The following is a 14,092-nucleotide window of genomic DNA, read 5'->3' as shown; positions in this document are numbered from 1 at the left end:
AGTTTGAAGGATACTGCTTTAATAAAATCATAAATTATAAAACCTTGAAATTAAAACATTGGATTAATTTTAATTTCAAGACTTCTTGATTAAAATTACTTGACGATGGGGTTATTTTCGCCCATCTGAGGCGAAATCTCGAAATTTGCCACCGGCCCCACGATTTCTTCATCAAAATGGGCTGCAAAAGAGCCTTGAGGTTCTTTGAGGAAAAACGCACACAAAGCGGCGCAAATCAGAGCGCAGACGGCCATTGTTTGAAACAAAGTAGCAGCATTGGTTAAGCTAAACAAGGTTAGATAAACCACGCCGCCAAAGTTGCCATAGGCGCCAACATTTCCTGAAATTTGGCCTGTGATTTCTTTTTTAATCAAGGGGACAATACCGTAGGTGGCACCACAGCCGGCCTGAGCAAAATAAGCCGAGAACATGGTAGCAGCAATCGCGGCAGGAATTGACCAGGAAGAGTTAATACTAAATGCTAGGAGATAACCGGCGCCAATGCCGACACAAAGCAGTGTCATTGTCCATTTGCGGCTGCCGAGTTTATCAGAAATTAATCCCCCACTTGGGCGAGAAATTAAGTTCATAAACGGATAAGTAGCGGCAATGGTAGCTGCGGTTACATGATCAAGATTAAAGGTGTTTTCAAAGAAACCGGGGAGCATAGATACTGCTGCTAATTCGCTGCCAAAACTGACAACATAGCACAATTCCAGCAGTCCGACTTGGCGAAATTGAAAGCGCTCAGCAGGGGTGTAAGTTTTTCTGCCTTCGAGCATTTCTTTGTTAATTTGCCAAGCTTTGAAGGTTTGGAAACCAAACAGCCCTCCTAACAGCAACCAAACCACAAACATTTGCTCGGTATTAATAAAACCGATGTTTGGTTGAGCTAAACGCCACGTTAATAAACCCAGGGCAAAGATTAAGCCAAAATTGCTTAAAATCATTGCATAAAAGCTTTTGGGGCTGGTTACTTCCATTCCGCCGCTGCGTTTTGGCCGGCGGTAAGTTTTGCCTTCTGGTGTATCGAGGGCGTTGCGGAAATATATTAAGCCATAAACAGCGGAAATGATGCCGGTGAGGGCAATGGTTAAGCGCCAATTTGTTTGCCCACCGCCAATAAATGCGGTAGCAAGGGCAAGCATAGGGAGAGCAAATTCGGCCCCAAAGGCTCCAAAATTGCCCCAGCCTCCATAAATTCCTTCGGCAATTCCGATTTCTTTGGGGGGGAACCATTCAGACACCATCCGAATGCCAACAACAAAACCGGCCCCGACAATTCCCATTAGTAAACGAGCAATGACTAATTGGCCAAAGTTTTGGGAAACAGCGGTGGCAAAACAAGGAACAATTGAAAAAATCAGCAGTGCAGAAAAGGTGATTTTGGGGCCAAATTTATCGAGCAGCATCCCGATAATAATGCGGGCGGGAATGGTGAGGGCGAGGTTGCAAATTAAGAGGGTTTTGATTTGCGGATCGCTGAGGTTTAGTTCTTTGCCGATGGTGGAGGCAAAGGGAGAGAAGTTAAACCAATCGACAAAGGTGAGGAAAAACGCAAACCAAGTTAGGTGTAGGATGCGATATCGGCCTTGAAATGAAAGTAAGCCTTTTAACATTGAAGCTGTTTCCAAAACTAAGATTTGTAGTGGGGCGGGGAAGAAAAGTTTTAGCTTTTAAAGGTTATTTTTTCTTTGATAACGGCTTCAATTCAAAAAGCTGGAACTTTCATTTTCTCTAAAATTTCTGTTTAGATTTCCCCGTCTTTGATTTTGTTTGTCTGAGACTTTTTGCAGTGGAGTTTGCCTGTAGGGTTGGTTTTGGCGATGGTTTTAAAGTTGGGCATGAAATGTCTTTATTTGTTGATAAAATCGTCCCTACATTTAAATATTTTTCATCGTCGGCAGCCAATTGTTTTGGCGTTGTGTTTTGCCGTTAGGTTTTGTCTGTGTTCATTGATGACCTCAAATGAGGTTTATTTTTGCTTGTGGTTTAAAGGTAGTTTGATTAAGACCGGCAATTGGTATAAGTTTTTACAAAATTTTTAGAAAAATGAGCCTATTGCATTTTGGGAATGTCATTTTTACATGATTTTATAGAGCAATTTAACCTCTTTGCCTAGCCCGCCTTTCCTCAAGCGAGCAGAACTTTGAGAGAAAAATTACCCCTTCTCTTATAGGGAAGGGGGTTAGGAGGTGCCGGTTTTTTTATTTGACTTCTAGGGTTCCAGCGGGAGAGAAAACAACTTGAAACTCAGCCACCGGCCCTTTTTCAAGATTTGCGCCAGACTTGACCAAACTTTGGAGAGGTGTTTCTTTGACAAAATCTTTGGCAGTTTGGGAAGTTCCTTCAAATGCGCCAAGGGTGCCATCTTCCATCACTTTGACGCGATAAACCAAGTTTTCGGCAAAAGTGGGGCTGGTTTGCCAGGTTTTATCAATGCTGTCAAAGAGTTTTTGTTTTAATTCGCTCAGTTTTGCAGGATCGGTAATTTTTTCGGCTTTTTGCTCTTGTCCCGCAGGGGTGGTTTCTGCCGATGTCAGCGTCGATGTGGCTGCCGCAGGGGTGGTTTCTGCCGGTGTTGGGCTAGAAATGGCTGCCGGTGTTGGGCTAGAAACCGCTGCCGGTGTTGGGCTAGGTGTGGCCACAGTTTCGGCGACAGCCGGTGTGGAGGCCATTTTCTGAGCGCCGGTTAACTGAGACAAACCATGAAACGCACCGCCCAAAGCAAAAAGAGCAGCCGTTGCAGCCGTGACGATCATGGCATCCCTGTGGCCCGCGTGTTTTTCTTGAGTGGACATAGGTTTTGGCGTAGGAGTAGTATTGGTGTGCACCACCGGCACAGTAGAAGGCACCCCGGAAGGCACAACAGAAGGCACCGCTGCTTTAACAGGCTTAGTCTCTTCTTCGGGCACTTCATCGTGGGCAAACCGGCGGAAGAGGAAATCTAAAGCATAGTTCCGCAATTCATAATACCGGGGATCTTCCATCACTTGCGAACGAACACGCGGACGGGCAAAAGGAATTTCCAACACTTCGCCGATTTTCGCATGGGGGCCATTGGTCATCATCACCAGCCGGTCGGCTAAAAACAGCGCTTCATCAATATCATGGGTGATCATTAAGACCGTAACGCGGTACTCGCGCCAAATTTGCAGTAATTCTTCTTGCAATTCTTCTTTGGTGATCGCATCCAAAGCGCCGAAGGGTTCATCTAAAATCAACATTTTCGGACGAATGGAAAGAGCCCTAGCAATGGCGACTCGTTGTTTCATCCCCCCGGAAATTTGGGTGGGGCGTTTATTAGCGGCTTCTGTGAGGCCCACCATTTCCAGATGTTCGCGGGTGATGCTGTCTTTTTCTTCTTTAGATTTTTGGGGAAAAGCGGTTTTTACTGCCAGATAGACATTTTCATAAACGGTTTTCCAAGGCAAAAGGGCATAGTTTTGGAAAACCATCATCCGATCTGGGCCGGGTTTAGTGATCAGTTTGCCTTCGAGGGTAACTTCGCCGGTGGTGGGGGTATTGAAACCAGACACCATATTCAGCAAGGTTGATTTGCCACACCCAGAGTGACCAATCACACAAATAAATTCTCCCTCCTTGGCGGTGAAGTTGACATCTTCCAGTACGGTGTAGGGCCCTTTGGGGGTGGGGTACACTTTGGAAACGTTGTTAATGACGAGGAAAGATTCTTTGTTTACAGCGGGTTCTTGCTGTAGGCCGGTGGGGTTGGTTACGAGTGTGGGTTTTGTTTGCATAGGTCTGGGTGTGAGTGGGGATGAGTGGATAATTGGCTATGAAAATGTCTTTTCTGAGAGAGTGGTCACTGACCACCCAAGAATCGCAAAAAACTTAGGCGGCTGACTTTTGCTTCACTTCACCTGCAACATCGTCAATGATGATTTCTTCGATGCGGATGTCGCGGTGTATGCTGAGGCGTTGTAAGTAGCCTATAGGATCATCTGGATTAAACACCATGTGATCGAATAACTCGAAACACTGGCGATCTGGTTCATTATCCGGCCATCCTAATTGCCGCGCTGCTTCGCCATACAAGTCTACGCGCCGGACTCGTTCAAGGATTTCTAACCAGTTTTTCGGGAATGGTGTTACACCCCAGCGGGCTAGTTGGGTTAATATCCATAATCCCTCAACTCGTCCGGGGCAGTTGGTTTGTTCAAAATGGAATTGGTTAAAGCGTTGTAAGATTTGGGGACTTTCGCCGGTGCCATAGTCATAAGGTGCGGCAAAACCAGGTCGGGTGTAAATTCGGTCTGATCCGACATACTCAGGTTTGCATAGCAAATTGACAATTTCTTCGCGGTGGCGCACATCGTCGCAATATTCGCAGGCTTCCAAAAGTGCTTTAACTAAAGCAATATGAGTTTCTGGGTATTGATTGACCCATTCTTCGCGCACACCAAGAACTTTTTCGGGGTGTCCGGGCCAGATATCAAGGTCGGTGGCAATTACAAAGCCTAAATCTTCATGCACAGCGCGAGAGTTCCAAGGTTCTCCGACACAATAACCATCAATATTACCTGCTTTTAAATTTGCCACCATTTGGGCCGGTGGAATCACTGTTAAATTTACATCAATATCAGGATCAATTCCCCCTGATGCTAACCAATAGCGCAGCATCAAATTGTGCATTGAGGCGGGGTGTACCATCCCGAAAGTGTGACGCTTTTCTGGGGATTGATTGATATATTTTTTCAGGTCGCTTAAATTGCGAACGCCTTTTTCAAATAAAGATTTGCTGAGGGTAATGGCATTGCCGTTGCGACTTAAAACCATTGCTGTAACCACCGGCGACGGCTTTTCCATTCCTAATCCCAAGGTCATTGATAACGGCATCCCCGCTACCATTTGAGCCCCATCTAACCGGCCGGTTGCGACTCCTTCGGAAATGGCTTTCCAGCTTGGTTCTCGGCAAAGATTTACTTCTTCGAGGCCATGTTTTTTGAAGAATCCTTTTTCTTTTGCTACTACTAACGGCGCACAGTCTGTGAGGGGAATAAACCCTAATTCGAGATTAACTTTTTCTAAGCCGTTGGCAGAAATAATGGCCGGTGCCGATACGGTTTTTTGTTTGGCTTTGCGGCGTTTATCCCGTTTTTGCTGGTTAAGAAAATAAATCATCTCATTTCGCAGGGCATAATAACTGGGATGATTTACTACTTCTAACCGGTGCCGGGGTCTAGGAATATTCACTTCTAAAATTTGCCCGATGTGCGATTCCGGGCCATTGGTTAACATCACAATTCTGTCTGATAACAACAGCGCTTCATCGACATCATGCGTCACCATAATTGCTGTTACATGACTTTCTTCGCAGATTTGCATTAATTTTTCTTGCAAACCTCCCCGTGTTAAAGCATCTAATGCGCCAAAGGGTTCATCTAATAATAATACTTTCGGACGAATGGACAATGCCCGTGCAATTGCTACCCGTTGTTTCATCCCCCCGGATAATTCCCCTGGGCGTTTATCGGCGGCGTGACGCAATCCCACCATATCAATATGATGCTCAATAATTCCTCTGCGTTCACCTTTGGGTAAGTCTTTTAAAACGCGATTCACTGCTAAGGAAATATTTTCTCGGACTGTCAACCAAGGCAATAGGGAGTAATTTTGAAATACTACCATTCGATCTGGGCCCGGCCCTTTGATGCAGCGGCCTTCTAAAATCACGCCGCCTTTTGTTGGCATATCTAAACCGGCCACCATATTTAAGAGTGTCGATTTTCCACAGCCAGAGTGTCCAATTAAGGAAATAAATTCGCCTTGTTTAATTTTTAGTTCAATGTTTTTCAGGGCAACATAGGTATTGCCATTCTGAAGAGGAAAAACTTTATCGATGTGGTCTACTTCTAAAAATGTACTCATTTATCCTTTATCCTTTGTTTTTTGTTCTTTGTCATTGGTATGGAATGGGGGGTAATTTGCCGTTCTTCAAGACAAATGACCCCGGACAAATGACATTTATTACTTTTGTTCTTGGGGTACGACTATTGAAGCGATGAAGGCTACGAAGCGGTCAAGTAATAAACCAACTACACCAACATAAACCAAGGCGATAATAATTTGACTAATGAGTGAGTTGTTGTAAGCATCCCAGATAAAGAACCCGATACCAACTCCACCCACTAACATTTCGGCTGCAACAATTGCCAGCCAAGATAAACCGATGCCAATTCTCAGGCCGGTGAAAATGTAAGGAACGGTGGCCGGAAAGACGATGTTTGTGAAGTATTCAGGGCCGGATAATTGCAGAACTTTGGCGACGTTTTGATAATCTTTTGGCAGGTTTTGTACGCCTACTGTTGTGTTAATAATAATCGGCCAAATTGAAGTAATGAAAATTACGAAAATTGCTGAGGGATTGCTTTGTTGAAAGGCTGCAAGAGAAATCGGCAGCCAAGCTAGGGGGGGAATGGTACGCAATACTTGGAAAATTGGGTCTACGGATTCGTACACTACTTTATTAATGCCGACTGCAATTCCTAATGCAATGCCAACTATGGCTGAAAGTGAAAATCCAATGGCGACCCGTTGTAGGGATGCGGAAATTTGTAAGGCTAAGCCTTTATCAGTTCCGCCGTTATCAAATAATGGGTTAATAATATAGGGGTCCCAAGTATCTTGAATCACTTGGAGAGGGCCGGGTAATCCTTTGGAACCGGGGGGACAAAGCAATTCCCAAATAACCAGTATCACGAAAAGAGCGGCCAATGGGCGGATCAGTTGATTGCCGTATTTTTTGATGATTTTGGCAATGGGCGCCGGCCAGATTGTTTTGTTTGTTTTGCGGTTGATAGCTGTCATGGTGATTTGTAGGAGTGTAGGAGTGTTGTTTGTAGGAGTGTTCTTTGTCCTTGGTTATTTGACTATTGACAAATGACCAAGGACAAATGACAATTAAACTTTTTTGATTTTGAGGTTTGTGAGGTATTCTTCGGGTTTTTCTGGGTCAAATTTTACGCCGTCAAAGAATGTTTCTACGCCGCGTGAGGAAGAGGTGGGAATTTGAGCAGCAGCGACACCAATGGTTTTAGCTGCTTCTTTCCAAATGTCCTCCCGGTTAACTTTATCGACCAATTCTTTTGTGTTGGTATCGGCGGGAATATAACCCCAGCGGATGTTTTCTGTGAGGAACCAGAGATCGTGACTCTTGTAGGGATAAGAAGCGTTATCTGCCCAGAATTTCATCAATAATGGTGAATTTTGTTGAGTGCGGCCATCGCCATAATCGATGTTTCCTTTGGAACGTTCTATGATGTCTTTTGCCGGCACTTTAAACCATTTTGATTGCGAGATAATTTGGCACATTTCTTCTTTGTTTTCTGGCTTATCACACCATTGTTGTGCCTCTTGAACTGCCATTGTTAAAGCTTTGGCGGCTTTGGGGTTTTTGTCTACCCAATCTGATCGCATGGCAAAGGCTTTTTCGGGGTGATCTTTCCACAATTCACCGGTTACAAAGGCTGTATAACCGGCCCCTTGATTCACTAATTGTGCGTTCCAAGGTTCGCCTACACAAAATGCTTCCATGTTGCCGGTTTTCATGTTTGCTACCATTTGCGGCGGCGGAACAGGAATTACTGATAAATCTTCATCGGGAATAATACCACCGGCTGCCAACCAATAACGCATCCACATATCATGGGTACCCCCCGGCAAGGTAATTGCAGCTTTCAATTCTTTGCCTTCGGCTTTGGCTTTTGCGAATGCTTCTTTGAGAGGTGTGCTGTCTAGTCCAACTTTCAACTCTTTGTAGGTATTACCCAAAGAAATTGCTTGTCCGTTGGTATTCAACCGCGCCAAAATATACATCGGCACCGGCTGTTTTGTTTTGGTTTGTCCGAGGGTCATTAAATAGGGCATCGGGGTCAAAATATGCGCCCCATCAATGCCGCCGCCACCGGAACCAATTTCTAAATTATCCCGTGTCACCGGCCAAGATGCTTGTTTCTCTACTTTGACATCGGTCATGCCATATTTGGCAAACAAACCTTTTTCTTGAGCAACAATTAAAGGTGCAGAATCAGTGAGGGCAATAAATCCGAGTTTAGCTGTATTAACTTCTGGTGCATCTGCCGGATTTATGTTTGCTGCCGGTGTTGTTGCTGCCGGACTAGACGCTGTTTTTGCACTATTGGTGGGGCCGGTGCTACAACCATGTGCTAACAGTGTGCCGGTGGTGGCAGCCGCTGCGGTAAACAAAAATTTACGACGAGACAGTTTACTCATTTTTTGTGTTTTTCCTTGAGGTTTGTGCGGTTTTTTGGGGTATTTTAGCGCCTTTTTTTAGGCATCAATGACAACTTTTCCAACGGGACGAGCGCTGCAAGCAAGGATAATTCCTTGTTGACGTTCGCTGACCGAAAGGGCCGGTAATTCTGAGTCATATTCGACATTGCCTTCGAGCAATTGTTGTTTGCAAGTTCCGCAATTTCCACCGCGACAACTGCTGGGGAGTTCAACACCGGCCCGCTCAACAAGCTCTAAGATAGATTCTCCACTATTTCCTGCAATTTCTTTACCTGATTTTGCTAAAACAATGGTAGCAGGTTTTGCTTTAATTTCAGCTTTATTTTCTGAGTTGTTATCTTTTTGGTCGTTATCAATTACAACGCCTTCTTTGAGTTTAGCTCCAAAGTTTTCAATTAAAAGGTTCCGCAAAAATGGCTTGAGGTCTTCACAAGGAATGCCTTTTGTGACACAGGTTCCCAAGTGAGCATCTTTGCCAACTTTGCCACCCAAATAAATATCTACGCCTTCGACAGCTTTGCCATTTTTGCGTGCTTTGGTTCCCATTAAACCAATATCTGCAACTTGAGGCTGTCCGCAAGAATTGGGGCAACCAGTCCAATGAATTCGCACCGGCTTTGTGAGGCTGACTTCTGTTTCTAATTCTTTAATCATTTCCACAGCGCGATTTTTGGTTTCAATTAAAGCAAAGTTGCAGAATTGAGCGCCGGTGCAAGAAATCAAAGCTCTAGTCAAGGGTTCAGGTTTGATAGAAAATCGCTCTAAAATCGGCTCTTTTAAAAATGCCTCCAAGTGAGAATCGGCAATATTGGGAATCAGGATATTTTGCTCGACAGTCAGACGAATTTCGCCATTACCATACACTTCTGCAAGACGAGCAATTTCAAACATATCATCAGCAAACAACCGGCCTACGGGAACGTGCAACCCCGCAAAATTGAACCCGGCTTGTTTTTGTTGAAAAACTCCAATATGGTCGCGTTTTTCCCAGTCAATTGCATCTTTTTCGGCGCTGGTTGCGAGGGGTCTTCCATAAGCCGCTTCGACTTCGCTGCGGAATTTTTCAATCCCCCATTCATCAATCAACCACATGAGGCGAGCTTTTTGCCGGTTGGAGCGTAAACCATTATCCCGATATACAATTAAGATGGCGCGGCATAAGTCTACAACGTCCTGATTAGAACGCACCCAAGCATTAAGCGGAATTGCTGCTTCGCAACGTTTGGCTGAGAAGAAACCGCCAACAACGACGTTAAAACCTAATTCGCCATCTTTGTAAGCCGGGACAAAAGCAATGTCATTAATTTCGGCGTGAACTGAGTTGTCGCGTCCGCCTTCAATGGCGATATTAAATTTGCGGGGAAGGTTACTAAATTCTGGGTTCCCTTCCCCTTTATTTGTAATCATGTCTTGTACTTGTTGTACAAGTTCGCGGGTGTCGATGAGTTCGTTTGCATCGAGGTCAGCAACTGGACTGCCGGTGATGTTACGAACATTATCCATGCCCGATTGAATACTGGTTAAGCCGACTGCTTTCATTTTGTTGAAAATGTCGGGGATATCTTCAATGCGGATACCGCGAAGTTGGAGGTTTTGACGGGTGGTAATGTCTGCATTTCCGTCTGAACCATAGCGCTGCACAATGTCGCCAAGAACGCGCATTTGGGGGCTAGTAATGATGCCGTTTGGCAAGCGCAAACGCATCATAAATTTGCCGGGAGTGACGGGACGGAAAAAGATGCCTAGCCATTTTAGCCGGTGTTCTCGATCTGTTGCATCCATTGCTTCCCAGCCAATGCTGGCAAAATAATCGAGTTCATGTTTAACGGATAATCCGTCTTTTTCGGCTTTGAATTTTTCAAATTTGTTGAGGGTGGCTGTGGGAGTTTCTGCGACTGTCATAGGTTTGGCGGTTGTTTAATGTTTGGGGAACGATTTGTTTATCTACTGTTTGGTTGGCTGCTTTTTAATTGGCTGTTACTGCTTCTTTATATCGCTGTTGGCCATCAGATTTTGTATAGGTTTTAACTAAAGGTTGTGATTGGGTTTGTTTTAGGCCGGTTTTTTTGCTTGGGTAGTTTTGTTTGATTGTTTCTTGCAGCATCAGACTTGCTGATTTGTAACCGGTTGTTCCTAAAGTTAGAGGCTAAAATCGTCTGCGTTCGTATAGTTTGTTACAAAGTATTGCGATTTATGGTTCACCTGCATATCGGTAATGCGCTTTTTACATTTCGTTACGAAAAATTTTTTGCTTGGTTTTTAGTTGACTTTTTGCGCTAATTCTGGTAAAGGAGGTTTGGGATAGGCCGGTGGGTGTGGTGAGGCCGTAGGGTGACAACTCGCTACTAGAGAAGCAAAGAGACTGAAGCCGAAAATTGAAAAAAACCGCCTTTCTTTTTATGGGGGCCGGTTTTTATTAAATGCAAAGAAACGGGGTTTCTCAGAAAGATTAAATCTCGATTAGATATCTCTTTTAGAAACCCGGTTTCTCGTGCCGGTTGTTATTGAATTTTCTAAAACCCGCATTTCTGTAGGGCAATCCCCCCCAGTGGCGCAGGCGTCTCGCCTGCCATTGCCCCCCTCTAATTACCCCAACTTAATTTAACCAAAAACCACCGGCCTACAACCGGCCAAAACCGAGTGCATATTCACCACATTTCCTATCACCGCAATCGCCGGCGCCTCAAAACCCGACTCCTCAACTTTCTGCACAATTGTACTCAAATTTCCTAACAACTCCTCCTGATCCGGTCGAGTTCCCCAACGAATCAAAGCCACCGGCGTCTCACCACCCAAACCGGCCCCCATTAATTCCCCAACAATATAAGGCAAATTCTTCACACCCATATAAATAACAATTGTCTCCGAACCATGAGCAATTGCTTGCCAATTTACAGCAGGCCGGTACTTACCCACCGACTCATGCCCCGTTACAAAAGTAACCGAAGAACTGTAGGATCTGTGAGTTAAAGGAATCCCCGCATAAGCCGGCGCCGCTATCCCCGAAGTCACCCCCGGAATCACCTCCACCGACACACCAGCCGCCACCAAATCCTCCATTTCCTCACCGCCGCGACCAAACACAAACGGATCTCCCCCCTTCAACCGCACCACCACCGCATAACGCTGCGCCAATTCTATCAACAACTGCGTCGTTTCTTCCTGTAACAACGAATGCCGACCACTACGTTTTCCCGCATTAATCTTCTCAGCATTCGGGCTAATCATTTCCAAAATCTGCGGGCTAACCAACGCATCATAAACCACCACATCAGCGCTTTCCAAAAGCGTCTTTCCCTTCAGCGTCATTAACCCCGGATCACCAGGGCCGGCACCCACTAAATAAACCTTACCCATACACTGATTCTCTTGAACAATGGGAGAAGTTTCTGCGATCATAGTAGTAGACGATGGTTGAATCTGAGCGGTCAGGGGCATGAAGTTTTAAGCTTTCCTACAATTCTAACTTTAAAAAGTTGTCCAGAACTTAATGGTATATTTAAATACACATCTTCACTGTATATGAAAATACAGAAAATTTTTATTCAATTTTTGCATATAACACCATTTATGCCAAAATCAATACGCTGAGGCTATTTGCTACCAAAATCCAGTGCCTTTGATTGCTTTGTTCCGCGCTTTGAGCCGGTGAAGCAATATCGAGGTTCAAAGTACCTGATTTGAGAGAATCTAGCCCTACAAGCTGTTTTCGGTTCAAAAGGCCGGCAACAGAGAGGGAAATTTCAGCAAATGGCAAAAAACAATCGTATAAATTACTTGACAAAGGAAACAATTTATGAAACGTCGGGAATTTTTAAAGTGGGTGGGAGTTGGAACGCTTGCCAGTTTTTTACCCGTCGTCATTGCTGCTTGTACCACTGAGAACAAAGAGCAAACCTCTGCACAAAACAGCACACCGGCCCCAACCACCAACGGATATTTAACTATAGGTACTTTAACAGAATTAGACAAAAACGGTCAACTTCTCAACAAACAAACAAAAGACAAGCCAGTGATGGTAATTCGCAATCCCCAAGACAGCAAAACCATCTTAGCCGTTAACCCAACTTGCAGCCACAAAGGTTGTTTTGTTACTTGGAAAATCGACGAAAAACATTTTGAGTGTCCCTGTCACGACTCCGACTTTACAAGTGATGGAAAAGTCTTAAAAGGGCCGGCAACTCAACCACTTTCTACTTATCCAGTCAAAATAGAAGGCGATTTGATCTTAGTCAAAACAGCTTAACCGGCCCTGAAGTGTATAATCAAACGCGCGAGCCGGTGCCGGTGCCTACAAATTTTAATTGTAACTTTAAATACAAATCAAGCCCTATATGAGTGTTCCGCATCATTATAATGAAATGTTTACATCAAGCCAAACAATCGCCGCCAATTTAATCGTAAAGTAGTATCTTTAACGCCTCCAAAATCAGCGAAGCGTCCCCAAAGCAACAGCCAACTTTACAGGCAAATTTAACCATGTCGCAAGTTTCTGTCTTAGAACAAGCAACCATCGCCGCAGATCAAGCCAACTGGTCATTACTTCTCCACTACTTGCAACAACTCCTAGGAAAAGAAAATTCAAGCCAAAACGAACTTAATAAACTCCAAGATCAACAACACAATCAGCTACTCAATTGGGCAGTAAAAATTTTAGAAGAAGGAGACTTTCAAGAACGCTGGGAAATCGCAAAAATATTTCCTATTTTTGAAACAAACGCCCTAGAAACCCTAATTGAAATAATCGAAGACGAAGACAGCGATACAGAATTGCGCTGGTTTGCCGGTCGAATTTTAGCAGAATTTAATTGTCCCGTCGTTATTGAAACCTTAGTCAATCTTTTAAGAACCTCAGAAGATGAAGAATTAAAAGCAATGGCAGCCAACGCATTAGGCAATATGGGAAGCCCCGCCATAGAAGCCCTAACCGATTTATTATCAGACGAAGACAGCCGCTTATTTGCAGTGCGAGCCTTAACTCAAATTCGCCAACCTCAAATTATCCAACCCCTCCTAAACATCGTCAAAGATCCCCATCCTCATATCCGAAGCCTTGCCATTGAAGCCCTTTATAGCTTCCACGATATCCGCTGTTTGCCGGCGTTAATAGAAGCCCTCAACGATACCGCAGGAATAGTCAGAAAAGAAGCCACAATAGGCATCGGTTTGTGCGCCGATTTAATACCAACAGAAGAAAGCGTAAACTTGCTAAAAAATCGGCTTTGGGATTTTAACTTAGATGTGTGTCGAGAAGCCGCCGCCGCACTAGCGCGAGTCAAAACACCGGCAGCCGCAGCAGCCTTATTTGAAATATTAAAATCTCCATCCACCCCAGAAATATTGCAAATAGAAATCGTGCGATCTTTAGGGTGGATGGCAACCCCAGAAGCCGTAGATTATTTAGCAGAAACCCTCGCCTTACAAACCCAAACATTTCTACCCCAAGCGACGCTTACCAAAGAAATTATCGCTGTTTTAGGACGCATCCAAAACCCAAATTTATCCCAACGCCTTGCCGAAATTCTCAGCCAAACTTTAGACTCAAAATCTGCCCTCATTCAAAATCCAAGCATTAAAGGCACAATCGCCTTAGCACTAGGGCAGTTAAAAAATAAAGAAACCCTAGAAAGCATAATTCATTTACTGGCAGATAGCGATGAAACTGTGAGACTTCATGCCATTGCAGCCCTCAAACAAATAGCCAGCCCATCCACAAAGCAAAACTTAGAATTATTAACCCACAAACCCTTAAATGCAAACCTTCATCAAGGAATAAAGCTGGCCTTAGAAAAATGGCCGGTAGCCTAATCGTAGG

9 protein-coding genes and 2 pseudogenes are annotated in these 14,092 nt (G+C 44.5%); 2 read left to right on the top strand and 9 right to left on the bottom strand.

Annotated elements, in window-relative coordinates; genetic code table 11:
• Positions 1–95: 95 nt before the first annotated feature.
• The 9 genes and pseudogenes from NG798_RS15200 to cobA all read right to left on the bottom strand — a co-directional run bounded on the left by NG798_RS15200 (position 96) and on the right by cobA (position 11,634).
• A complete protein-coding gene (locus NG798_RS15200; protein ID WP_261224522.1) occupies positions 96–1,619 on the bottom strand; it encodes a NarK family nitrate/nitrite MFS transporter in 1,524 nt (507 codons plus the stop codon).
• Positions 1,620–2,915: 1,296 nt separating this feature from the next.
• A pseudogene (locus NG798_RS28020) lies at positions 2,916–3,761 on the bottom strand (nitrate ABC transporter ATP-binding protein); the annotation flags it as partial.
• Positions 3,762–3,855: 94 nt separating this feature from the next.
• Complete coding sequence (locus tag NG798_RS15190) at positions 3,856–5,892, bottom strand: nitrate ABC transporter ATP-binding protein (protein WP_261224520.1); 2,037 nt, start codon at positions 5,890–5,892, stop codon at positions 3,856–3,858.
• 99 nt (positions 5,893–5,991) lie between these two features.
• Positions 5,992–6,831, bottom strand: a complete 840-nt coding sequence (gene ntrB, locus NG798_RS15185; protein ID WP_261224519.1) for a nitrate ABC transporter permease — start codon at positions 6,829–6,831, stop codon at positions 5,992–5,994.
• A gap of 93 nt (positions 6,832–6,924) precedes the next feature.
• Positions 6,925–8,256: a CmpA/NrtA family ABC transporter substrate-binding protein gene (locus NG798_RS15180; protein WP_261224518.1), complete on the bottom strand. Its 1,332-nt coding sequence runs from the start codon at positions 8,254–8,256 to the stop codon at positions 6,925–6,927.
• Between the two features lie 57 nt (positions 8,257–8,313).
• Positions 8,314–8,568, bottom strand: a complete 255-nt coding sequence (locus NG798_RS28015) for a 2Fe-2S iron-sulfur cluster-binding protein (protein ID WP_375338971.1) — start codon at positions 8,566–8,568, stop codon at positions 8,314–8,316.
• Positions 8,569–8,646: 78 nt separating this feature from the next.
• Positions 8,647–10,179 (bottom strand): annotated as a pseudogene (locus NG798_RS15175) (ferredoxin--nitrite reductase); the annotation flags it as partial.
• A gap of 64 nt (positions 10,180–10,243) precedes the next feature.
• Positions 10,244–10,381 carry a hypothetical protein gene (locus tag NG798_RS15170; RefSeq protein ID WP_261224516.1) on the bottom strand — a complete coding sequence of 46 codons (138 nt, stop codon included), beginning with the start codon at positions 10,379–10,381 and terminating at the stop codon, positions 10,244–10,246.
• Between the two features lie 497 nt (positions 10,382–10,878).
• Positions 10,879–11,634 (bottom strand): uroporphyrinogen-III C-methyltransferase, encoded by a 756-nt coding sequence (cobA, locus tag NG798_RS15165; RefSeq protein WP_317619604.1) that lies wholly within the window; start codon positions 11,632–11,634, stop codon positions 10,879–10,881.
• 439 nt (positions 11,635–12,073) lie between these two features.
• On the opposite strand from cobA, the gene NG798_RS15160 reads away from it, so the two are divergent.
• The gene (locus tag NG798_RS15160; protein ID WP_261224515.1) at positions 12,074–12,523 is read left to right on the top strand and encodes a ubiquinol-cytochrome c reductase iron-sulfur subunit; all 450 of its coding nucleotides are present in this window, start codon (positions 12,074–12,076) and stop codon (positions 12,521–12,523) included.
• Between the two features lie 233 nt (positions 12,524–12,756).
• On the top strand, positions 12,757–14,085 hold the full coding sequence (locus tag NG798_RS15155) for a HEAT repeat domain-containing protein (RefSeq protein ID WP_261224514.1): 1,329 nt from the start codon (positions 12,757–12,759) through the stop codon (positions 14,083–14,085).
• Positions 14,086–14,092 lie beyond the last annotated feature (7 nt).

Origin of the sequence: Ancylothrix sp. D3o, assembly GCF_025370775.1 — a bacterium.
Lineage (GTDB): Bacteria > Cyanobacteriota > Cyanobacteriia > Cyanobacteriales > Oscillatoriaceae > Ancylothrix.
This window is presented reverse-complemented; position numbering and strand designations above follow the sequence as displayed.

What these genes read in the sequence shown, in the direction of transcription:
- NG798_RS15160 (WP_261224515.1), top strand. Translation starts at nt 12,074, where the DNA reads ATGAAACGTCGGGAATTTTTAAAGTGGGTGGGAGTTGGAACGCTTGCC.
- NG798_RS15190 (WP_261224520.1), bottom strand. Translation starts at nt 5,892, where the DNA reads ATGAGTACATTTTTAGAAGTAGACCACATCGATAAAGTTTTTCCTCTT.
- ntrB (WP_261224519.1), bottom strand. Translation starts at nt 6,831, where the DNA reads ATGACAGCTATCAACCGCAAAACAAACAAAACAATCTGGCCGGCGCCC.
- NG798_RS15180 (WP_261224518.1), bottom strand. Translation starts at nt 8,256, where the DNA reads ATGAGTAAACTGTCTCGTCGTAAATTTTTGTTTACCGCAGCGGCTGCC.
- NG798_RS15155 (WP_261224514.1), top strand. Translation starts at nt 12,757, where the DNA reads ATGTCGCAAGTTTCTGTCTTAGAACAAGCAACCATCGCCGCAGATCAA.
- NG798_RS15200 (WP_261224522.1), bottom strand. Translation starts at nt 1,619, where the DNA reads ATGTTAAAAGGCTTACTTTCATTTCAAGGCCGATATCGCATCCTACAC.
- NG798_RS15170 (WP_261224516.1), bottom strand. Translation starts at nt 10,381, where the DNA reads ATGCTGCAAGAAACAATCAAACAAAACTACCCAAGCAAAAAAACCGGC.
- cobA (WP_317619604.1), bottom strand. Translation starts at nt 11,634, where the DNA reads ATGGGTAAGGTTTATTTAGTGGGTGCCGGCCCTGGTGATCCGGGGTTA.